Annotated in this window: 23 protein-coding genes, 3 tRNA genes and 1 other annotated feature; all 26 genes read left to right on the top strand. The window is 42.9% G+C overall.

The window, feature by feature from the left end; translation table 11 throughout:
• Positions 1-27 precede the first annotated feature (27 nt).
• The 26 genes from BU202_RS05125 to BU202_RS05000 all read left to right on the top strand — a co-directional run bounded on the left by BU202_RS05125 (position 28) and on the right by BU202_RS05000 (position 21698).
• Entirely contained in the window at positions 28-261 is a 234-nt protein-coding gene (locus tag BU202_RS05125; RefSeq protein WP_075104724.1) for a DUF2969 domain-containing protein, read from the top strand.
• 53 nt (positions 262-314) lie between these two features.
• Positions 315-395, top strand: a tRNA-Tyr gene (locus BU202_RS05120).
• A gap of 181 nt (positions 396-576) precedes the next feature.
• Positions 577-648 (top strand) — tRNA-Gln (locus tag BU202_RS05115).
• A gap of 122 nt (positions 649-770) precedes the next feature.
• Positions 771-1976, top strand: a complete 1206-nt coding sequence (gene rpsA / locus BU202_RS05110; protein ID WP_075104723.1) for a 30S ribosomal protein S1 — start codon at positions 771-773, stop codon at positions 1974-1976.
• 36 nt (positions 1977-2012) lie between these two features.
• Positions 2013-2084 (top strand) — tRNA-Arg (locus BU202_RS05105).
• Between the two features lie 65 nt (positions 2085-2149).
• The gene (locus BU202_RS05100; RefSeq protein ID WP_075104722.1) at positions 2150-3178 is read left to right on the top strand and encodes a threonine aldolase family protein; all 1029 of its coding nucleotides are present in this window, start codon (positions 2150-2152) and stop codon (positions 3176-3178) included.
• A 96-nt stretch (positions 3179-3274) separates the two neighbouring features.
• Positions 3275-4417 carry a cysteine desulfurase family protein gene (locus BU202_RS05095; protein WP_075104721.1) on the top strand — a complete coding sequence of 381 codons (1143 nt, stop codon included), beginning with the start codon at positions 3275-3277 and terminating at the stop codon, positions 4415-4417.
• Positions 4418-4428: 11 nt separating this feature from the next.
• Entirely contained in the window at positions 4429-5643 is a 1215-nt protein-coding gene (thiI, locus tag BU202_RS05090; protein ID WP_075104720.1) for a tRNA uracil 4-sulfurtransferase ThiI, read from the top strand.
• A 119-nt stretch (positions 5644-5762) separates the two neighbouring features.
• Positions 5763-5833, top strand: a sequence feature (ribosomal protein L21 leader region).
• 37 nt (positions 5834-5870) lie between these two features.
• Positions 5871-6185: a 50S ribosomal protein L21 gene (gene rplU / locus BU202_RS05085; RefSeq protein WP_008808969.1), complete on the top strand. Its 315-nt coding sequence runs from the start codon at positions 5871-5873 to the stop codon at positions 6183-6185.
• A gap of 52 nt (positions 6186-6237) precedes the next feature.
• Complete coding sequence (gene rpmA / locus BU202_RS05080; protein WP_067089616.1) at positions 6238-6531, top strand: 50S ribosomal protein L27; 294 nt, start codon at positions 6238-6240, stop codon at positions 6529-6531.
• Between the two features lie 84 nt (positions 6532-6615).
• On the top strand, positions 6616-7479 hold the full coding sequence (locus BU202_RS05075; RefSeq protein WP_075104719.1) for a GNAT family N-acetyltransferase: 864 nt from the start codon (positions 6616-6618) through the stop codon (positions 7477-7479).
• 1196 nt (positions 7480-8675) lie between these two features.
• A complete protein-coding gene (locus BU202_RS05070; RefSeq protein WP_075104718.1) occupies positions 8676-9101 on the top strand; it encodes a hypothetical protein in 426 nt (141 codons plus the stop codon).
• A 42-nt stretch (positions 9102-9143) separates the two neighbouring features.
• Positions 9144-9557, top strand: coding sequence for a hypothetical protein (locus tag BU202_RS05065; RefSeq protein WP_075104717.1), 414 nt, complete (start codon positions 9144-9146; stop codon positions 9555-9557).
• Between the two features lie 42 nt (positions 9558-9599).
• Positions 9600-10013, top strand: coding sequence for a hypothetical protein (locus tag BU202_RS05060; RefSeq protein ID WP_075104716.1), 414 nt, complete (start codon positions 9600-9602; stop codon positions 10011-10013).
• A gap of 79 nt (positions 10014-10092) precedes the next feature.
• Complete coding sequence (locus BU202_RS05055) at positions 10093-10995, top strand: hypothetical protein (protein WP_075104715.1); 903 nt, start codon at positions 10093-10095, stop codon at positions 10993-10995.
• The gene (locus tag BU202_RS05050; RefSeq protein WP_075104714.1) at positions 10982-11875 is read left to right on the top strand and encodes a hypothetical protein; all 894 of its coding nucleotides are present in this window, start codon (positions 10982-10984) and stop codon (positions 11873-11875) included. The genes BU202_RS05055 and BU202_RS05050 overlap by 14 nt, the downstream gene beginning before the upstream one ends.
• Positions 11862-12779 carry a hypothetical protein gene (locus BU202_RS05045; RefSeq protein ID WP_075104713.1) on the top strand — a complete coding sequence of 306 codons (918 nt, stop codon included), beginning with the start codon at positions 11862-11864 and terminating at the stop codon, positions 12777-12779. Before BU202_RS05050 ends, BU202_RS05045 begins: the two co-directional genes overlap by 14 nt.
• A gap of 186 nt (positions 12780-12965) precedes the next feature.
• The gene (locus BU202_RS05040; RefSeq protein WP_075104712.1) at positions 12966-13871 is read left to right on the top strand and encodes a LysR family transcriptional regulator; all 906 of its coding nucleotides are present in this window, start codon (positions 12966-12968) and stop codon (positions 13869-13871) included.
• A 1-nt stretch (position 13872) separates the two neighbouring features.
• On the top strand, positions 13873-14337 hold the full coding sequence (gene lspA / locus BU202_RS05035; protein ID WP_075104711.1) for a signal peptidase II: 465 nt from the start codon (positions 13873-13875) through the stop codon (positions 14335-14337).
• Positions 14321-15220, top strand: a complete 900-nt coding sequence (locus BU202_RS05030) for an RluA family pseudouridine synthase (RefSeq protein ID WP_075104710.1) — start codon at positions 14321-14323, stop codon at positions 15218-15220. The genes lspA and BU202_RS05030 overlap by 17 nt, the downstream gene beginning before the upstream one ends.
• 163 nt (positions 15221-15383) lie before the next feature.
• Positions 15384-15719: a zinc ribbon domain-containing protein YjdM gene (locus BU202_RS05025; RefSeq protein ID WP_075104709.1), complete on the top strand. Its 336-nt coding sequence runs from the start codon at positions 15384-15386 to the stop codon at positions 15717-15719.
• Positions 15720-15797: 78 nt separating this feature from the next.
• On the top strand, positions 15798-16442 hold the full coding sequence (locus BU202_RS05020; RefSeq protein WP_075104708.1) for a Pr6Pr family membrane protein: 645 nt from the start codon (positions 15798-15800) through the stop codon (positions 16440-16442).
• A gap of 206 nt (positions 16443-16648) precedes the next feature.
• The gene (locus BU202_RS05015; RefSeq protein WP_075104707.1) at positions 16649-18445 is read left to right on the top strand and encodes an oligopeptide ABC transporter substrate-binding protein; all 1797 of its coding nucleotides are present in this window, start codon (positions 16649-16651) and stop codon (positions 18443-18445) included.
• 637 nt (positions 18446-19082) lie between these two features.
• The gene (gene pyrR / locus BU202_RS05010; protein WP_075104706.1) at positions 19083-19613 is read left to right on the top strand and encodes a bifunctional pyr operon transcriptional regulator/uracil phosphoribosyltransferase PyrR; all 531 of its coding nucleotides are present in this window, start codon (positions 19083-19085) and stop codon (positions 19611-19613) included.
• A 13-nt stretch (positions 19614-19626) separates the two neighbouring features.
• On the top strand, positions 19627-20559 hold the full coding sequence (locus tag BU202_RS05005) for an aspartate carbamoyltransferase catalytic subunit (RefSeq protein WP_075104705.1): 933 nt from the start codon (positions 19627-19629) through the stop codon (positions 20557-20559).
• A 50-nt stretch (positions 20560-20609) separates the two neighbouring features.
• Positions 20610-21698 (top strand): carbamoyl phosphate synthase small subunit, encoded by a 1089-nt coding sequence (locus BU202_RS05000; protein WP_075104704.1) that lies wholly within the window; start codon positions 20610-20612, stop codon positions 21696-21698.
• Positions 21699-21873 lie beyond the last annotated feature (175 nt).

The raw sequence follows: 21873 nt of genomic DNA, 5'->3' as shown, positions 1-21873 counted from the left end.
TGTAAAATGGAGAAAGTGAGGTTTGATATGAGTAAAAAAGATAAAAAAATTGAAATCCAACTGGCAGAAAGTAGTGTCCAAGTCAACGGAGAGACATTTCCGGGCTACACCCTAACGATTGGGAAAAAGGTCATTGGTGAAATTGCAGAACTGGCAGAACATCATTTTGCGGTAGTAAAAAATGGAAATACAGAGAGTTTTTATAAAAAGCTCGAAAAAGCTGTCGGAAATGTCATTGAAAATTACAATTTGCACCATTAACCTCTTGTAATAGTCACTATTTTATGATAGAATAGTGACTGTTAGTGCTAAAGGGAGAGATAGCGAAGAGGCTAAACGCGGCGGACTGTAAATCCGCTCCTTCGGGTTCGGGGGTTCGAATCCCTCTCTCTCCATATCTAAGATACGAGTGCGTTAAAAATCGCGTATGAAAGTAGGAAATTGATGTAGTGCCTTTGGACACAAATCAATTTACACCTAAAGGTAGCCACATCTGTAATCTGGTTAACACTGGAACAGTTGCGTCTCTTTTTCACTAGGGATTTAGCACGAGTTCAATTAGATAAGATTTAATATTGGGGTATAGCCAAGCGGTAAGGCAAGGGACTTTGACTCCCTCATGCGTTGGTTCGAATCCAGCTACCCCAGTCAAGGTATTAGGAATTGTTCCTAATTCGTCAAAGATGCTCTTTTGTTAGTCCTTGCGTGTGCCTTAATAAAATATATTTTATGTTGAGTCGAGAGACTTGATTGTCGGAGGTTTTTTTATAATGAACGAATTTGAAGATTTGTTGAACAGTGTAAGTGAAGTTGCACCTGGTGATGTGGTAACTGCAGAAGTATTGACAGTAGATGCTGGTCAAGCGAATGTAGCTATTTCTGGAACTGGTGTTGAAGGTGTCCTAACTCTCCGTGAGTTGACAAACGACCGTGAAGCTGACATCAACGAACTTGTTAAAGTTGGTGAAACGCTTGAATTGCTTGTACTTCGCCAAGTGGTTGGTAAAGATACAGACACTGTTACTTATCTTGTATCTAAAAAACGTTTGGAAGCACGCAAAGCATGGGACAAACTTGTTGGACGTGAAGATGAAGTAGTGACTGTTAAAGCAACTCGCGCAGTAAAAGGCGGACTTTCAGTTGAATTTGAAGGTTTGCGTGGATTTATCCCAGCTTCAATGATTGATACTCGCTTTACTCGTAACACTGAACGTTTTGTAGGTCAAGAATTTGATGCGAAAATCAAAGAAGTGGATCCAGCGGAAAACCGTTTCATCTTATCACGCCGTGACGTGGTAGAAGAAGTGGCTGCTGCAGCTCGTCAAGAAGTATTTAGCAAATTGGCTGTTGGTGAAAACGTAACAGGTAAAGTTGCTCGTATCACAAGTTTCGGTGCCTTCATCGACCTTGGTGGTGTAGACGGACTTGTTCACTTGACTGAATTGTCACATGAGCGCAACGTATCACCTAAATCAGTTGTAACTGTTGGTGAAGAAGTTGAAGTGAAAGTTCTTGCGATTGACGAAGAAGAAGGTCGTGTATCACTTTCATTGAAAGCGACAACACCTGGACCATGGGATGGCGTTGAGCAAAAACTTGCTGCTGGTGATGTCATCGAAGGTAAAGTAAAACGCTTGACTGATTTCGGTGCATTCGTAGAAGTATTGCCAGGAATTGACGGACTTGTACACATCTCACAAATTTCACACAAACGTGTTGAAAATCCAAAAGATGCACTTACAGTTGGTCAAGATGTAACTGTTAAAGTTCTTGAAGTAAATGCTGCTGATGAGCGTGTATCACTTTCTATCAAAGCCTTGGAAGAGCGTCCAGCTGCAGCTGAAGGCGAAGAGAAAGCTGAAAAACGTGAATCACGTCCACGTCGTCCAAAACGTCAAGAAAAACGTGATTTCGAACTTCCAGAAACTCAAACTGGATTCTCAATGGCTGATCTTTTCGGTGACATTGAGTTGTAATGTTGAATGACTTGCGAAAAGCAAGTCTTTCTCTTGCCGTCCTTAGTGTAATGGATATCACGTAAGATTCCGGTTCTTGAGATGGGGGTTCGATTCCCTCAGGACGGATGATTGAACATGGAAAGCCTTGGAACTCAAGGCTTTTTGGCTTATGTAGGAGAAAAAGGAGAAGTATGCTACATTTCGAAAACGACTATAATAAGGGAGCACACCCAGCGATTTTGGAGGCTCTAGTAGAAACCAACGGTGAGGGTTTATCTGGTTATGGGACGGATTTCTATAGCAGTCGTGCAGCAACGAAAATCCGCGAGGCGACTAATTGTCCCCAAGCAGACATCACTTTTTTAACAGGCGGTACTCAAACCAATCAAGTGGTGATTGATGCGATGCTGGCTTCCTACGAGGGAGTGATTGCGGCAGATACAGGCCATATTGCAACTCATGAGGCTGGTGCGATTGAATTTTCTGGTCATAAGGTCTTGACCTTGCCACACCAAGAGGGGAAAATTGCAGCGGCTGCCGTCCGCCAGTTGTTAGAGGATTTTTACGCTGATGGCAATCATGAGCACATGGTCTTCCCAGGAATGGTCTACATCTCCCATCCGACAGAATACGGCACGCTGTACAGTAAGCAAGAGTTACTTGAGTTGGCAAAGGTTTGTAGAGACTATCAGATTCCACTCTTTTTAGACGGTGCCCGTTTAGGATATGGTCTTGCGGCGCGTTCGACGGATCTGGATTTGCCAAGCATTGCAGCCTTAACAGATGTTTTTTACATCGGCGGAACCAAGATGGGCGCACTCATGGGAGAAGCAGTCGTTTTCACCAAGTCCAATCAACCCAAGCATTTTACGACCATTGTCAAGCAGCATGGGGCACTTTTAGCCAAAGGACGTTTGACAGGAGTTCAGTTTGATCGCTTCTTCACCGATGATTTGTATCTACAACTGGGGGCGCATGCGATAGAAATGGCAGAGAAATTGATTGCCTTGCTGGAAGAAAAAGGCTACCGTTTTTATCTCAAATCTCCTACCAATCAGCAATTTTTGCTGGTGACAGCAGAAGAGTTGGAAAAATTGGATAGAGCAGGCGTATGCTATGGTTTTTGGGAAAAGTATGATGAGACCTATACCATTATCCGCCTCGCAACCAGTTGGTCGACCAGTCAGGCAGATATGGATGCCTTGGCTCAAGTCTTGTAGGATTGATAGCGAAAAGCTCTGTCATCACAGAGTTTTTTCTATCTCTCAAGCCCTAAAATTTGGTATAATGGAAAGATAGATGAAAAGAGGATTGAGATGATTTATTTAGACAATGCGGCGACAACTCGCCCCTATCCTGAAGCTCTTGCGACCTATACAGAAGTCGCGACCAAGATTTGGGGAAATCCCTCAAGTCTACACAATCTCGGCAGTCAAGCAACCCGAATCTTGCAGGCTTCGCGCAAGCAAATTGCGGATTTATTGGGAGTTGCGCCACAAGAAATTTTTTTCACATCTGGTGGGACTGAAGGGGACAACTGGGTCATCAAGGGTCTTGCCTTTGAAAAGGCACCATTTGGCAAGCATATCATCGTATCAAGCATCGAACATCCTGCGGTCAAGGAGTCAGCGCTTTGGCTGACCACACAAGGGTTCGAAGTGGACTTTGCCCCAGTGGACAAAGAGGGCTTTGTCGATGTTAAGAAATTAGCAGCTTTACTGCGACCTGATACAGTCTTGGTATCCGTCATGGCGGTCAATAATGAGATTGGTTCTATCCAGCCTATTCAAGCCATTTCGGAGTTGTTGAAAGACAAGCCAACCATCTCCTTTCATGTGGACGCTGTGCAAGCGCTGGCTAAAATTCCGACAGCGGAATATCTGACGGATCGTGTGGATTTTGCGACCTTTTCCAGTCATAAATTTCATGGCGTTCGGGGTGTTGGTTTTGCCTATATTAAAACAGGCAAGAAAATCACCCCTCTCTTAACAGGTGGCGGTCAGGAAACGGACAAACGCTCGACTACTGAAAATCTAGCAGGAATTGCAGCGACCGCTAAGGCACTTCGGATGGCGATGGAGCGCCAAGAAGAGTTTGAAAGGAAAACCAGCCAGATGAAGCAGGTCTTGCTTCAAGGCTTGGCAGCTTATAAGGACATTACCATCTTTTCAGGTCAAGACCAGTTTGCGCCCCATATCTTGACCTTTGGCTTAAAAGGTGTTCGAGGTGAAGTCTTGGTCCATGCCTTTGAGGAGTACGACATCTATGTCTCAACGACTTCGGCTTGTTCTTCCAAGGCAGGAAAACCAGCAGGAACGCTACTCTCCATGGGTGTCCAGCCTCAATTAGCGACCACCGCTATCCGCATGAGTTTGGACTTGGAAAATGATATGAGCCAAATCGAGCAGGTATTGACCACCTTTAAGGTCATCTATGAACAAACCCAAAAAGTAAGATAGAAAGAGAAATCATGCAGTATTCAGAAATTATGATTCGCTACGGAGAATTGTCCACCAAGGGCAAGAACCGCATGCGTTTTATCAACAAACTTCGAAATAACATTCAAGACGTCCTGTCGATTTACCCAGCGGTGAAAGTCATGGCAGACCGCGATCGGGCCCATGTTTACCTCCACGGGACAGACTATAAACCTGTCGCTGAAAGTCTCAAACAGATTTTTGGTATTCAAAATTTTTCGCCATCTTATAAGATTGAAAAATCCGTGCCAGCCTTGATTGCTGCGGTGCAAGAAATCATGACTGACATCTACCAAGAGGGTATGACCTTCAAGGTGTCCAGCAAGCGCAGCGACCATGACTTTGAACTGGATAGCCGTGAGCTCAATCAGACCTTGGGAAATGCGGTTTTTGAGGCAATTCCAACGATTCAAGCCAAGATGAAGGCACCAGACATTGAGTTGCGAGTGGAAATTCGCTCCGAAGCAGCCTATATTTCCTACGAGACCATTCGTGGGGCAGGAGGGCTGCCTGTGGGAACCTCTGGCAAGGGCATGCTCATGCTGTCTGGAGGGATTGATTCACCAGTAGCGGGCTATCTCGCTCTTAAACGTGGCGTAGATATTGAGGCGGTGCATTTTGCCAGTCCTCCTTATACGAGCCCCGGTGCGCTCAAAAAAGCGCAAGATTTGACACGGAAATTGACCAAGTTCGGTGGCAATATCCAGTTTATCGAAGTTCCATTTACCGAAATCCAAGAAGAAATCAAGGCCAAGGCGCCTGAAGCCTATCTGATGACTCTGACCCGTCGTTTTATGATGCGGATTACCGACCGTATTCGTGAAGAACGTGGGGGCTTGGTCATCATCAACGGTGAAAGTCTCGGTCAGGTAGCTAGCCAGACCTTGGAAAGTATGCAGGCCATTAACGCTGTGACCAATACGCCTGTCATCCGTCCAGTCGTGACCATGGACAAGCTGGAGATCATTGAGATTGCAGAGAAAATCGACACCTTTGAAATTTCCATCCAGCCTTTTGAAGATTGTTGTACGATTTTTGCGCCAGACCGTCCAAAGACCAATCCCAAGATTAAAAATGTCGAGCAGTACGAAAGCCGACTGGATGTCGAAGGACTGGTGGAGCGGGCCGTTCGTGGCATTATGGTGACCGAAATCACCCCACAAGCAGAACAAGACGAAGTGGATGACTTGATTCAAGATTTGTTGTAGGAAGCAATCAATCGACAAAGAGATGCGAGTATAAAAATAATGACGCTTATCTGATTTTTTGAATGTAAATACTTGTCAAATCCGAGTAAGAGTGATAGAATAAGAATGTTGACTATGCACAGCCTGTGCAACCGCTCGATCATCGTTTAAGAGGTTTGTCCCACGATGCTAGGCGAGTCTTCACAAAAAACTCGGGAGAAGTCCCATATTATCATAGGAGGTGCATAATGAGCACATACGCAATCATTAAAACTGGCGGAAAACAAGTTAAAGTTGAAGTTGGTCAAGCAATCTACGTTGAAAAATTGAACGTTGAAGCTGGTCAAGACGTTACATTTAACGAAGTTGTTCTTGTTGGTGGTGAAAAGACTGTTGTCGGAACTCCACTTGTAGCAGGTGCTACTGTTGTTGGAACTGTTGAAAAACAAGGAAAACAAAAGAAAGTTGTTACTTTCAAATACAAACCTAAAAAAGGTAGCCACCGTAAACAAGGTCATCGTCAACCTTATACAAAAGTTGTGATCAACGCTATCAACGCTTAATTGTAGTAGCGTCAAACAACACTCATCACAGAATAATTGGAGGAATAACATTATGTTAAACTTGAATCTTGCTAACTTGCAACTATTCGCCCACAAAAAAGGTGGAGGTTCAACGTCAAACGGTCGTGACTCTCAAGCAAAACGTCTTGGAGCAAAAGCTGCTGACGGTCAAACTGTATCAGGTGGTTCAATTCTTTACCGCCAACGTGGTACAAAAATCTATCCAGGAGCTAACGTAGGCCGTGGGGGAGATGACACACTTTACGCTAAAGTAGAAGGCGTAGTACGTTTCGAACGTAAAGGACGCGATAAAAAACAAGTATCTGTTTACCCAATCGCGAAATAATAAGGAACACCTTATTCCTAGCTTTATACGAGCTTACCTAAGAACTTGCCTTCTGGCAGGTTCTTTTTTTTTCAGGAGGACGATATGAGGATTACGAAAAAGAATTGTTTATCAGATGAAGAAATGAAGCAGGTCTTGGACTTGCTAGAGACCTGTCATAAATATGATGGAACAGCTAGTATCCCTTATTTGGCGAATGACTATAATGCTGATCCCGATATGCCTTGCATCTTTCTAGCCTATGAAGAAGAGGCATTATTGGGCTGCCTCTATGTCTATGCGGACGAACGAGAGGATGTAAGTGTATCGCTCTTTGTCTTGCCGTCAGCTAGAAAACAGGGAATTGCAAGGGCCTTGGAAACAGCATTTATCCAAGTTGCCAAAGAGTATCAACTATCAGGAATTTCCTATGAGACAGAGCGAGTCTTTATCGAGAAAAATCCATGGTTGCTATCTCACTTTAACTTGGTCGAAGAAGACTGTACAGAACTGTGGTTACGGCGAGAGCGAAAGCCCTATGAGCTGAAGAGTCGTGATGACTGTAAAGTCGTCTTAGCTGAAAAGGAGATGATTGGAGCCGTTACCAAGGTTCAAGCTGAAGCCTTTCAGAAGAGCATTGACCATAGTGAGCAATATGCACGTGCCAGCCTTGAAGGAGACGACACCTTGTTATATGTATTGACGAAAGACAAGGAAGTCCTTGCTTCGGTCACAATCGATATGGCATCTGATTATAACCATATTTTTGGCTTGGGAGTAGCACCTGTTTATCAAGGACAGGGACTGGGGAGTTACTTAATGAAACAGGTCATTTGTCAGTTGCTTTCTCAAAATGATAAAGCATTTCAGATTGTCGTTGACAAAGAAAACATAGTAGCTACCACTCTGTATCGCAAACTCGGCTTCACAGATGTCACAGAGGTCGTCTACCTGACTGCTAAGACATAGAACCGCATACAGCAGAGCAAAAGAAAAAGCCTCTTTGTGGGCTATCAATAAACAAATCATGTTGATGAAAAGATTTTTGGTTTTGATTAGAAATGAGATTCATTAGCTTCTTAGACCTTGCACAAGATAGCAAGCTATGCTATAATAAAGTCAAGGGAAGACAAGTAAGTTGAACTACTCACTTGTCTAAGGTTTTAGAAGAAGAGTTTGGCAATGTCTAGGGCTGTTCTGATTAAGTTAGTAATTCCCGTTACTAACTCAATTAGCTCTGATATGTCAAGCTCTTTTCTTCTATGCTTGTCTCTACGACTTTGCATAACCCACCCCCTTTCTACCCTTGACGTGAAGGGGGATTTCCAAGCTGGTTTAACAGCTTGTTAGTATAGTATACATTATTATGTGTGTTTTTACAATTGTTTTTATGTGTTTCAGCATCTTATACCTTGCACAAAGTGGCAGGCTTATGCTATAATAATGTCAAGGGAAGCAAGTAGACGAACGCCTACTTGCTATGAGGTTAAAGCTGGAATAATTCTAGGATTACCTTGATAAGTGTTGCGATTGCAGTCGCTAACTTAACGAAGGCTAGAATATTCGAGCTTTTTTCGTTGTCCCGTTTTCGTTTCAACTCCTCACCCCCTTTCTACCCTTGACATGAAGGGGGATTTCCAAGCTGGTTTAGTAGCTTGTTAGTATAGTATACATTATTATGTGTGTTTTTGCAATTGTTTTTATGTATTTTAGCATCTTGTACCTTGCACAAAGTGGCAGGCTTATGCTATAATAATGTCAAGGGAGCAAGTAGACGAACGCCTACTTGCTATGAGGTTAAAGCTGGAATAATTCTAGGATTACCTTGATAAGTGTTGCGATTGCAGTCGCTAACTTAACGAAGGCTAGAATATTCGAGCTTTTTTCGTTGTCCCGTTTTCGTTTCAACTCCTCACCCCCTTTCTACCCTTGACATGAAGGGGGATTTCCAAGCTGGTTTAACAGCTTGCTAAAATAGTATACCTTAATTTACTTGTTTTTGCAAGTATTTTTTACTTTATCGTTTCAGGAAATTGTTATCTTGGAATGATGGAGATTTTTCCTTTTTTTTAATGGTTCAAAGCATACACATTAAATTTTGGTCAAACTCATTTTTTATTGTATAATAGAGATAGGAATATGGTTTAAAATGAAAGGCATTTCTCATGAACAAATTATTCAATATCATCCTTGGCTTAGGTTTTCTATTGATACTTGGTGCGGGGATTTATCAGCTGGTAGGGCCAATTCTCCCTCCCCTATCTACCAGAGACAAGCAAATCGCCTATCTCAAAGAGCATGAGCAGGAAATGACAGACTATGTAAAATCCCAGAATCCGAAAGTGGAAAGTGTTCAATGGGACTGGGACAGCGTGATTGTGGAAGAAATTCAACCAGATGCAGGTGGTATTCCTATTGGTAAAAAATATAATCAGTTGGATATTAAGGGGAAATTCAACAATATTAATGATTCAAAATTTACTGTAAGTTTTGAGGTGGATAAGAAAAAAAGTCTTCCATATATCAATACAGTAAATATAACACAAGATTTGCGCATACTAAAAAATGGAGGCTGGGATTTATATGAGTAATTTACAACGTTTTACTCTGCGACATGCTAAAAGGAGTTTTTCATGAACAAATTATTCAATATCATCCTCGGTCTAGGTTTTCTATTGATACTTGGTGCGGGGATTTATCAGTTGATAGGGCCAAGCCTTCCTCCCATATCTACCAGAGATAAACAAATCGCCTATCTCAAAGAGCATGAGCAGGAAATGACAGACTATGTAAAATCCCAGAATCCGAAAGTGGAAAGTGTTCAATGGGACTGGGAGAGCATTGAACAGAGAGAAATCCAACCAAATGCAGGAGGCATCCCAACAGGAAAGAAATATAAAGAAGTAACTATCAAAGGGGTGTTTAACAATATTGAGCGTTCTAATTTCCGAGTAGGATTAAAAGTCTCTCCAACTACTGGTTATCCAGAAATGGAAAACATCTACCTAAAGAGCCCGTTTAGAGTGGGAGGAAGGCTGTATGAGTAATTTACAACGTTTACCCCTGCGACATGCTAAAAGGAGTTTTTCATGAACAAATTATTCAATATCATCCTCGGTCTAGGTTTTCTATTGATTCTTGGTGCGGGAATTTATCAGTTGATAGGGCCAAGCCTGCCTCCCATATCTACCAGAGATAAACAAATCGCCTATCTCAAAGAGCATGAGCAAGAGATTATTGATTTTGTCAAATCCAAAAATGGTAAGGTTGAATCTGTCCAAATAGACTGGCAAAGTCTGAAAATTACCTCAATGGGGAATGGTACACCAAAAGGATTGGGTTATAATCTATCATTGAGCGGAGGATTTAATGGTTTAGAGAGTTCTTATTTTACGGTTGACTTTTATTTGAAAAATAAAAATGATTTACCTGATATAGAAATGATTGATATGTTAAATCCTTTACGGATACTTAGAGGGGAGATATTAGATACATATGAGTAATCTACGAAGATTGGTAAGGGGCATTTTTCAACGCCGCTTGGTAGCTTCGGAAAAGTGCTAGGATGTAGGGAATAAAACCATGACAAAGAAAACGCTCTTTAACGCCAGTTTTGAAGAAAGTTTGAATTTGGAAGATGACCAAGCGTCTAGCGAATTTATAGAGAAAAATTTGGCGGAGACACAGGAGAAAGAAAAGTATCGAGGAACATTTAAATCCTATGTATGGCTGGTCTTCTTGACGATTTTATGTATATTTGGACCTAATTGGCTTTTATATAAGGGAAGTCACTATATTTTCGGGCATACTGAAACGAATCTCCTGCAACCAGCCACCTATAACTTTTTACCTGGGTGGCTATTCCTTACCTTAGGTACTAGTTGGCTCATCATCATTCTGATTGGTAAAAAGTTTTACCAACAGTTTATATTGATTTATAGAGGACAATTTCACTTATTTGTGACCTACTTTTTATGGCTGCTGATTGAATGGAATTTATTTTGCTTAACAGCCTTCTATACGACTCTTGGATTTTTGGGAGTGAGCTCTTTTTTCCTTGCGAACGTTTATATTGGGTATCTCATTATAAAAAGTAGAAGTAAGGACCTTCTAAACCTTATGTATAGGAAAGTTGGAGAAGCAAGGCAAAAAAGAAATGCTGTGTTTGGAAAGAGTGTCAATCGTCTCATGAGCCTTTTAGGTCTACTATCATTATTTTGGTTTTGCATAAAATCTTTTATCCACTTTAAGATGGAAGTAGAGAGTTGGTTAGCGATTCTGGTCTTTCTGATCTTTTGGTTCTTTGTCAATAGCGCCATGATATTGTACGAAAGTTATGTCGTCCTCCCTTTTATGCTACGGGGCTTCTATCGATTGAAATACCCCGAAGAATACCGCGAGTGGGAAGGCAAGAGCCTAGAAGAGTGGTACGGTAAAAAATATTTGAAAAAGCACAAGGAACGATTGGACAATGATACAGACTAAAAAATCACTATTTAAGGCCAGTTTTGAAGAAAGTTTGAATCTGGAAGATGACGGGTTTAGAAAGCTACAGCAGGAGCAACATGATAAGACGGCGAAGTATTTTACAAGAGGAAGACCGACCCGTTGGTTTAGGATTCGAAGTGTTATTGCAGCCCTCATTGTTCCTATTGGATTTAATGTTCTTCTACTTGCTCTTGCAGTGATACTTCATGAAAGTGAGACGTTAAGAATACCGATAGCCAAGCAAAGTCTGTTGACAGTAAATGTTTACCTGCTGCTTCTTCTCACCTGGTTGTTATTTGTCTTGCTTGGGAAGTTGTTTGTTAAGCGCTCTTATCTTTTCCCCTATCGCTATCAATTTCATGCTTTTATGAGTTTGAATTGGTTCTTAGTAGAGACGGACTTATTGTTTACTGATTTTATGTTGCCTGCCTTATCGTGGTGGGGAGTTCTTGCTATCTATAGTTGGCTTGGAATTATTGGTTATTGGATGTGTAGTAATCGGCTCAGATTTCTTAGAAAACTGATGTATAATAGCGATGATTCACCCAGTTGGAGTGATAAACTTGCGAAATTCGTCTCCACATATGGTGTGGGGATATTAGGGATTGGCATCATTATCAAGTTCATTCTGAATTTAGGAAATATCGAATTTTCAACCTCTATGAAAGCGATTGGTTTGTTACTAGTGTGGATAGTCGCTAATGTATTTGTAATGGCTGTAGTTGTTTTTGTAGGCTTTCCTTATTTCCTTCAAGCCTACTACAAATGGACATACCCCGAAGAATATCGCGAGTGGGAAAGTAAGAGCCTAGAAGAGTGGTACGGTAAGAAATATTTGAAGAAGCACAAGGAACGATTGGACAATGACACAGACTAAAAAATCACTATTTAAGGCCAGTTTTGAAGAAAGTTTGAATCTGCAAGATGACGGGTTTTTACAGTTTCAGAAAAAAGATGTATACAATAAACTAGTGAACTATTTTAAAAATGGGAAGCCTTCATTTGGAATAAGAATTCAAAGTTTCATCCTTACCATTCTATTTCCTGTAGGATTAAACTTCATGGTCTATGTTTGTTCAAGGTCCTTACATGATGCACATCCGAAAGAATTGGCACATCCTGTGTCTCAACATCCTATACTAACAGTTGAAGTGTATCTCATTTGCTTATTGATTTGGTTACTAGTGGTATTCGTCGGTAAGTTCGTTAGACGGGCTTATCTGTTGCCATATCGTTATCATTTTCATGCTTGTACATTTCTTATTTGGCTCGTTGTAGAGTTTAATTTATTAGCGATTGATCTCTCCTTGCCTGCCTTATCTTTTTGGGGGATTGTGGCTATCTTTGGTTTGATGTTCATCTTAGCATGTAGAATGTTTGCTGGCAGAGTGAGAGTGCTCAAGAACCTCATGTATGGAACAGATTTTTCACCTAATGTTGGTCATAAAATGGCCAGCAAGATAGCTGTTTACGGGATGGGAATTTTAGGGTTAGGGGTTATTATCCGAATCCTATTATCTGTTTTTTCTATAAAGTTGTCAGACACTATGACCCTTTTAGGTCTTTTCCTAACTTGGATGATTCTTAGTTTAGCGTTAATTGCTATGATTATTTATATGGAGTTTCCATTCTTTTTACAAGCCTACTACAAATGGACATACCCCGAAGAATACCGCGAGTGGGAAGGCAAGAGCCTAGAAGAGTGGTACGGTAAGAAATATTTGAAAAAGCACAAGGACTTATACCAGACGGATAAAGTGGAGGAAAAGGGTCATGTCTAAACAGTTGAAACGAATCGGGCTGATGGTGCTTGTCCTCGGGATTGGCATAGGAAAGAATGCCTGTTAACAAAATCAGCTTTAGCTGGTTTTTTATGTGCTTTCCATCAGGAATTTGTACGACTTGTGATATCCCATTTGCCATGGATTATGGTATAATAAAGAAGATTTTACAAAGGAAGTGGCAGAATGAATATTCAACAATTACGCTATGTTGTGGCGATTGCAAATAGCGGAACCTTTCGAGAAGCAGCAGAAAAAATGTTTGTATCGCAGCCTAGCTTGTCCATTTCTGTACGTGATTTGGAAAAAGAATTGGGCTTCAAGATTTTTAGCCGAACCAGCTCTGGAACTTTCTTGACCAGGCGTGGAATGGAGTTTTATGACAAGGCTCAAAGTTTGGTCAAGGGATTTGATAGTTTTGAACATTTATATTTGCAGGCAGATGATGGCGAAGTCGAATTTTCGATTTCTAGTCAGCACTATGACTTTCTGCCTCCCCTCATCACAGAATTTTCGCAGCAATTTCCAGAATATCCCAAGTTTCGCTTGTTTGAATCAACCACCGTGCAGATTTTAGACGAAGTAGCACAGGGCCATAGTGAGCTGGGAATCATCTACCTCAACAACCGCAATACCAAGGGCATCATGCAAAAGCTGGATAAATTACGCTTGGAAGTGGTGGACTTGATTCCCTTTCAGACCCATATCTACATTCGCAAAGGACATCCCTTGGCGCAAAAATCCGAGATTGAATTAGCGGATTTGGCGGGCTTACCAACGGTGCGTTTCACGCAGGAAAAAGATGAGTATCTCTATTACTCTGAGAATTTCTTTGATACATCGGATTCTTCTGTGACCTTTGACGTCACAGACCGCGCAACCCTAAACGGGATTTTAGAGCGGACAGACGCCTATGCGACGGGGTCAGGTTTCTTAGACAGCGAAAGTGTGCACGGGATTACCGTCATTCCATTTAAGGAAGGAAAGGGCAATCGCATGGTCTACGTCAAGCGAGAAGATAACGAGTTGAGCCAGTGTGCGCAAGACTTTATTCAAGTGATGGAAGGCTATTTTGCCAAGAAGAAAGGATAGTATGAGAAAAATTGGATTTCCACTCGGGATAGTGGGCTTGATTATCTTGGATCAATGGGTCAAGGCGTGGACAGTGGCCAATGTCGCCCTAAATGAACAGCGGGCCTTTATCCCCAAGTTGGTCAATATCTATTACCTGCGCAATTACGGAGCAGCCTACTCCATTCTCCAAAACCAGCAGTGGTTCTTTATCGTTGTGACGGTCCTTGTGATGACGGCTGCCATTTGGTATTTTATCAAGCATCTCAAGGGAAGTTTATGGCTTTTGACTAGCTTGTCGCTCGTGATTGCAGGGGGACTGGGAAATTTTATCGATCGGATTCGTCTGGGCTATGTAGTCGACATGTTTCATCTTGATTTTATTGATTTTCCTGTCTTTAATGTCGCAGACATGTGTCTGACCGTAGGAGTTGCTGCTCTGTTTATTTGTATCATGAAAGAAGAGAAAAATGGAAGTAAGAGTTGAAACAGGCGGTCTTCGCCTCGATAAGGCCTTGGCGGATTTGACCCCTCTATCGCGCTCGGTCGCAAATGAGCAGATAAAGGCTGGCTTGGTGCTGGTCAATGGTCAGGTCAAAAAAGCTAAATATACCGTGCAGGCTGGGGATTGTATCCAGTATGAACTGCCAGAAGTAGCAGAAGTCGACTATGTGGCAGAAGACATTCCACTTGAGATTGTGTATGAGGATGCAGATGTCGCGGTTGTCAATAAGCCGCAGGGCATGGTGGTGCATCCATCTGCGGGTCATACCTCGGGGACTCTGGTCAATGCCCTCTTGTATCATGTCAAGGATTTGTCAGGGATTAACGGTGTGATGCGCCCGGGAATCGTTCATCGGATCGATAAGGATACATCAGGTCTGTTGATGGTTGCAAAACACGATGAAGCCCATCAGAAACTGGCAGAAGAATTAAAAGCCAAGAAATCCCTGCGCAAATACACGGCAATTGTCCATGGCAATCTGCCCAATGACCGCGGTGTGATTGAAGCGCCTATCGGACGGTCTGAAAAGGACCGCAAGAAGCAGGCTGTCACCGCAAAGGGCAAGGAAGCCTTGACACGTTTTCAGGTCTTGGAGCGCTTCGGAGACTATACCTTGGTCGAATTGACCCTTGAAACAGGGCGGACACATCAGATTCGTGTCCACATGGCCTATATCGGTCACCCAGTAGCAGGCGATGAGGTCTATGGACCGCGCAAGACTTTAAAAGGTGATGGTCAATTTTTACATGCCAAGACGCTCGGCTTTACCCACCCACGGACAGGAGAGGTTGTGACCTTTACGGCAGAAGCGCCAGCTATTTTCCGTGAGACCTTGGAGAAGCTGAGAAAAACGAATACTCTATAAACATCAACATCTCATTTTCGCGAGTGGAGCGAGCCTCATCAGGAAGTCGCTACCGTCCGCGCCACCTAAGAAAAGTAGCACAGCTGATTTTTAACGAGTATAGCTTGCTCAATTTGCACTAGCATGCTATACTAGGTAGGTTAATAAAAGAAGAGGAGTTATCATGGAAACTTTACCAAATTGTCCAAAATGCCAATCAGAATATGTCTATGAAGACGGAGTTTTGCTCATCTGTCCAGAATGCGCCTACGAATGGAATCCAGCAGAGGTAGTGGAAGAAGAGGGCGTTGTAGCCATTGATGCTAACGGCAATCGTTTGGCAGACGGCGATACCGTCACCCTCATTAAAGACTTGAAAGTCAAGGGGGCACCCAAAGACCTCAAACAAGGTACTCGTGTCAAAAACATTCGTATCGTGGAAGGTGACCACAACATCGATTGTAAGATTGATGGATTTGGTGCGATGAAATTAAAATCAGAATTTGTAAAGAAAATCTAAACGAACAGATTTTTGCAAGAATTGGGAGTAGGGGACATTCGAATCCTCGCTCCCTCTTATTCTTTTAGGAGGAATACATTGAAACGTCAAAGTAATTATTTTTATTCACGCTGCTTGCTAGCAGTATTAGCCATTATCGGAACAACGCTTGAGATTGTAAAGCATGGGATTGGGATGTTGCTCTACTATACAGTGCAGTCCAATCTCTTGGTTTCGCTTTTTGCGACTTATATGGTCTATGCTCTCTATCAGGGGAAAGACTTGCAAAGTCGAGGGTTTCTGCGCTTGAAAGCAGCCGTTACCATGTCAATCATGATTACCTGCGTGATTTACCACTTCATGTTGGCGCCTCTAGCGACTGATTTTTGGCGGGTGGAAAATCTCCTCTGCCACTACATCGTGCCCCTTTATTTCCTTCTGGATACCTTATTCATCGATCGGCAACGGCAGTACAAGTGGTTCGACCCTATCTGGTGGACGGCTCTGCCCGTTGCCTACCTAGCGTTTGCGCTTGTCAATGGTCTAATCATTAAGCTACCGATTCCAGATGCCAAAGACAGTCCCTTTGCCTATTTCTTTTTAAATGTGCCCAAATACGGCTGGCAGTATGTCCTAACCTATGCCGCAACAATTTTTGTCGCATATCTGCTGTCAGGTTATGGCTTGTTACTTGTCAAATCAATCAAATTCCCACGCTTTTCGAGCAAGCGCCAGACGGCTTAAGGCAGTCAGATACTTTCATAAAAACAAAATCCTCCCTAATTCTAACATGCTAGGGAGGATTTTCTAACATCATAGTGTTAGAATATACAAAAATTCTGAATATTCTTGTATAAAAATACAGACAAACGTTATTTTTTATGATAAAATACTACAACAGACATGGATATCATGGTCTGACACTAAAGAAATGCTTGAGGTAGGTTTTTATGAAAAAGACTAGTAAATTAGCTTCGTTAGCCGCAGTGACACTCTTGTCCGCATCTGTATTAGCAGCCTGTGGGGCAAATGGCTCTAAGAGTTCATCATCGGCTGAGCAAACAAATTTGGCATTCCCAGGAGAAGTTACCAACGATGGAACCGCCATCAAAGGTGGAGAGTTTAAATATGCTCTTGTAGCCGCATCGGCTTCTACAGGACTATTGATTGACGAATTGGTCAACACAACCGTTGATGAAGCGTTCAGTTTGTTGGTCGATGAGTCAATGTTTGGTTGGGATGGCGATCGTAAACTCGATGATTCAGGCCTTGCTAAGGTTGACTTTGACTTGAAAGAGAAGAAGATTACCGTCACCTTAAACGGTAAAGATTACAAGTGGTCAGATGGTCAGCCATTTACGATTGATGACTATATTTTCACCATTGAAAAAATGGCAGATAAGGGCTACACTGGTGTGCGTTTCGATGACCGATTTAAAAACATCGTTGGAATGGATGACTTTGTAGCAGGTAAAGCAGACAGCATTTCAGGTATTGAAAAGATTGATGATTATTCAGTTGTCTTGCATGTTAAGGAAATGACTCCTTCTATGATGTATGCAGGTGGAGATGTTCCAGCTTATGTGATGCCAAAGCACATCTTTAAGGATATTCCAGTAGCGGACTGGGAAAAGAGCGAGTACGCGCGTGCAACGACAAAATTTGTCGGCCTAGGAGCATTCAAAATTAAAGATGTCGTCAATGGTGAGTCTGTCACCTTTGTACCAAATGAATACTACTTTGATGGCAAACCTAAAATTGATAGCTTGAAGATGGACATTGTGTCGCCAGATACCATCGTATCAGAGATGAAAGCTGGTCACTATGACTATGCAGAAATGCCAACGGATCAATTGGATAGCTTCAAAGAAGCATCAAACTTTAAGGTGCTTGGAACCTTGGCCTCTGTTTATGAATACCTATCCTTCAACCTTGGAAAATATGACAAGGATGCAGGAAAGAATGTCATGAATCCTGATGCCAAGATGAATGATGTCAACTTGCGTCAAGCGATGGGATATGCCCTTGATACCAAGACCGCAGGTGAGAAACTCTACAATGGTTTGTACCACCCAGCGACCTCGCTCATCATCTCATTCTTCGGTGATTTGCATGACGCAGACTTAAAAGGGTACAGCTATGATCCTGATAAGGCCAATAAATTACTCGATGAAGCAGGCTACAAGGATGTGGACGGAGATGGTATCCGTGAAGATAAGAATGGCAAGCCATTCAAGATTAGCCTAGCGGCTCGTAAACGGACGGAAGCTAATGAAGCCCTTATCCAACAATACCTTGCTTGGTGGAAGGAAGTCGGCTTGAATGTAGAGCTATACACAGGACGTACCATGGAGTTGAACTCTTTCTATGACACGATTGAAGCCAACGATGCCAACATCGATGCCTACCTAGCAGGTTGGTCAACTGGGTATGATCCAAACCCAACAGGTCTATGGGGACCAGAAGCTCAGTTCAACTACTCACGTTTTGTATCGGATGAAAATACTAAATTGCTCAAAGCGCTTAGTTCAAAAGAGTCATTCGATGAGAAGAAAAATCTTGAAAATTACAAGAAATGGCAAGAAAATGCTGAGAAAGAAGCCTTTGCGATTCCATTGTTTGAATCTGAGAAGTTGATTGCGGTCAACAACCGTGTCAAATACTTTGATACCAAGTATGGTTCAGCTTCCAAAGCACAATGGAACAAAATTGAGTTGACTGCCGATACAGGTGCAGCAGAGAAATAAGGTGCGAGATAAGGATTGGACAATAGTGCCAGTCCTTATTTTTTGATGCCAATTAAAGGAGAGAAATCAAAATGTGACACCCGTGCACACCACCTAATACTCTATAAAAATCAAAATCTGACTAGCTTTCACAATTGAGAATTGTGAAAGGCTGGAGATAAGGCTAGCCTTGCTAGCCTCCTCGAAACCGCAGGTAGAACTGAGGTTAGCTGAGGATTATTACATAATCCTTATTTCCAACCTTCAACAGTCCACCGGACTGTTGAAGCAAGGTGAGTTAACGACGTCAGAATTTGATTTTTGACGAGTATAAGAAAATAGCAAAATGGAACATAGGTACTAGGATGGTCATTTTCGATATAGTATTTGTCTTTTGAGAAAAATTCTGGTATACTAGTAGCAATAAATCCTTTAAGGACTGTTCCGTGAAACAGGCAAGGAGTACAGTTAAAAACAGGTTGGATGAAACGTTCCGAGATAGGTCTTCATCGGTCTTGAGCCGCAGGTTATACTGCCATTAGGCAAGGCGTAAGATGGATGCATGCTACAGGGTTCGGGTTATCACGCCCCTTATTTTCTGGAATCTCCTTGTGTCAAGGAGATTTTTTTGTGCCATTGGGCAAGAAAGGGGTTACTCATGAAAACCAAAGAAATAGTTGATGATATGACCATGAAACGCGCCATCACGCGGATTACCTATGAGATTATCGAGCGCAATAAAAATTTGGACAATATCGTCTTAGCAGGGATTAAGACGCGCGGGGTTTATATCGCAAAGCGCATCCAAGAGCGGTTGAAACAGCTAGAAGGAATTGAAGTGCCACTCGGTGAACTTGATACCAAACCTTTCCGTGATGACATGAAAGTTGAAGAAGACACGACTGTGATGACAGCAGATGTCAATGACCGTGATGTCATTTTGGTCGATGATGTCCTCTATACAGGGCGCACCATTCGGGCGGCAATTGATAATATCGTCTCTCTTGGTCGTCCTGCACGAGTGAGCCTTGCAGTTCTGGTTGACCGAGGACACCGTGAGTTGCCGATTCGGGCGGATTATGTCGGAAAAAACATTCCGACCAGCCGGACGGAAGAAATCATTGTACACATGGTCGAATCAGACGGAAATGATTCGGTCTTGTTGCTCGATACAAATGAGGCAAAATAAGAGGTAGAGTGAGATGGCAATCATCGATGGAAAGGTGTCACTCCCGCATGTAGTGACCATGGAAAGTCTGTCAAGTCAAGAAGTGATGGGGCTGATTCAGCGCGGTTTGGCGTTTAAAAAGGGAGAGGCAAGGGCGGCTATTTCGCAAGAGGCCTATGTATCAAATCTTTTCTTTGAAGACTCGACAAGGACTCATAAGTCTTTTGAAATGGCGGAATTGCGCTTGGGCCTCAACATGATTGATTTTGATGCCAAGACCAGTTCGGTCAATAAGGGGGAGACCCTCTATGACACGATTTTGACCATGAGTGCCTTGGGCGTGGACATCTGTGTCATCAGGCATTCAGAAGTGGACTATTATCAGGCACTCATCGACAGCCCAACCATTACGGCATCGATTGTCAATGGGGGTGATGGTTCGGGGCAGCACCCTAGTCAGTCCTTGTTGGATTTGATGACCATTTATGAAGAATTTGGCCACTTTGAGGGCTTGAAGATTATGATTGCAGGGGATTTGACCCACTCACGAGTCGCCAAGTCCAATATGCAGATTTTGAAACGCTTGGGAGCGACCTTGTTCTTTGCAGGACCTCGCGAATGGTATGCGGAAGAATTTGATGCCTACGGTCAGCATGTTTCACTCGATGAGATTGTCGAGCAGGCAGATGTCTTGATGTTCTTGCGCGTGCAGCATGAGCGCCATGACGGCAATGAAAGTTTTTCAAAAGAAGACTATCACCGCTTGTACGGCTTGACGCAAGAACGCTATGAGCGTATGAAAGCATCCGCCATCATCATGCACCCAGCTCCGGTCAATCGGGATGTGGAAATTGCAGACGCCTTGGTCGAAGCACCCAAATCACGCATTGTCCGCCAGATGCAAAATGGGGTATTTGTCAGAATGGCGATTTTAGAGGCGGTATTACATGCAAGAGCCAACCAGTAATAACTAACAACGTTAACAGGCTCCAGAGAGAGCAGACGAGGAGGAAAACGATGGCAACAAGATTGTTAATTTTAGAAGATGGAACGATTTTCGAGGGCGAAGCCTTCGGAGCAGATATTGATGTGACGGGAGAGATTGTCTTTAATACAGGGATGACAGGCTACCAAGAGTCCATTACAGACCAGTCCTACAACGGGCAGATTTTGACGTTCACCTATCCCTTGGTGGGAAATTACGGGGTCAATCGGGACGATTATGAGTCTATTACTCCGACCTGTAAGGGGGTTGTCGTTCGTGAATGGGCACGGCGTGCTAGCAACTGGCGCAATCAATTGACCTTGGATGAGTTTTTAAAAGCCAAGAAAATTCCGGGAATTGCAGGGATTGACACGCGTGCGCTCACCAAGATTATCCGTCAGCATGGAACCATGAGAGCGACCTTGGCAGACAAGGGGGACTCGGTCGAGCACCTGTCCGATCAATTGCGAGCAACGGTATTGCCAACCAATAATATCGCACAAGTTTCAACCAAAACAGCCTATCCTGCACCAGGAATTGGACGCAATATCGTCTTGGTGGACTTTGGTCTCAAACATTCGATTTTGCGGGAATTGTCAAAGCGGGACTGCAACATTACCGTAGTGCCATTTGATACGACCGCTGAGGAGATTTTGAACCTCTCTCCAGACGGTGTCATGCTATCGAACGGCCCTGGTGATCCAGATGATGTACCAGAAGCCTTGGAGATGATTCGTGGCATTCAAGGGAAAATCCCGATTTTTGGAATCTGTATGGGACATCAGTTGTTGGCCAAGGCCAATGGAGCAAGCACCTACAAGATGAAATTTGGTCACCGTGGCTTTAACCATGCCGTGCGGGAAATTGCAACGGGGCGTGTCGATTTCACCTCCCAAAACCACGGCTTTGCGGTGTCTCGTGAGGACTTGCCAGACTGTCTGATGATTACCCATGAAGAAATCAACGACAAATCGGTCGAAGGTGTTCGCCACCGTTATCAACCAGCCTTTTCTGTTCAATTCCACCCAGATGCGGCACCTGGACCACATGATGCCAGCTACTTATTTGATGATTTCATGGAATTGATCGATGCCTTTCAAGCAGAGACAGGTAAGAAATAACATATTTAATGGCAGCCAGAGAGCTGACGAATAGAAAGGAGAAGATACAGGTTCGACTTAGCAAATTGCGTTAGAAACGACTGAAGTTGCTGAATCGAACACGCCTACGAGACTACGTAAAAAGATAAAGTTCGTCTAGACGCTCATGCGTCTGCGCCGACTTTCCTATTTTCCT

It is taken from the genome of Streptococcus cuniculi, assembly GCF_001921845.1.
In the GTDB taxonomy this organism is placed as follows: Bacteria; Bacillota; Bacilli; order Lactobacillales; family Streptococcaceae; genus Streptococcus; species Streptococcus cuniculi.
Note: the sequence above shows the minus strand (reverse complement) of the source record. Positions and strands in the feature narration are given on the sequence as shown.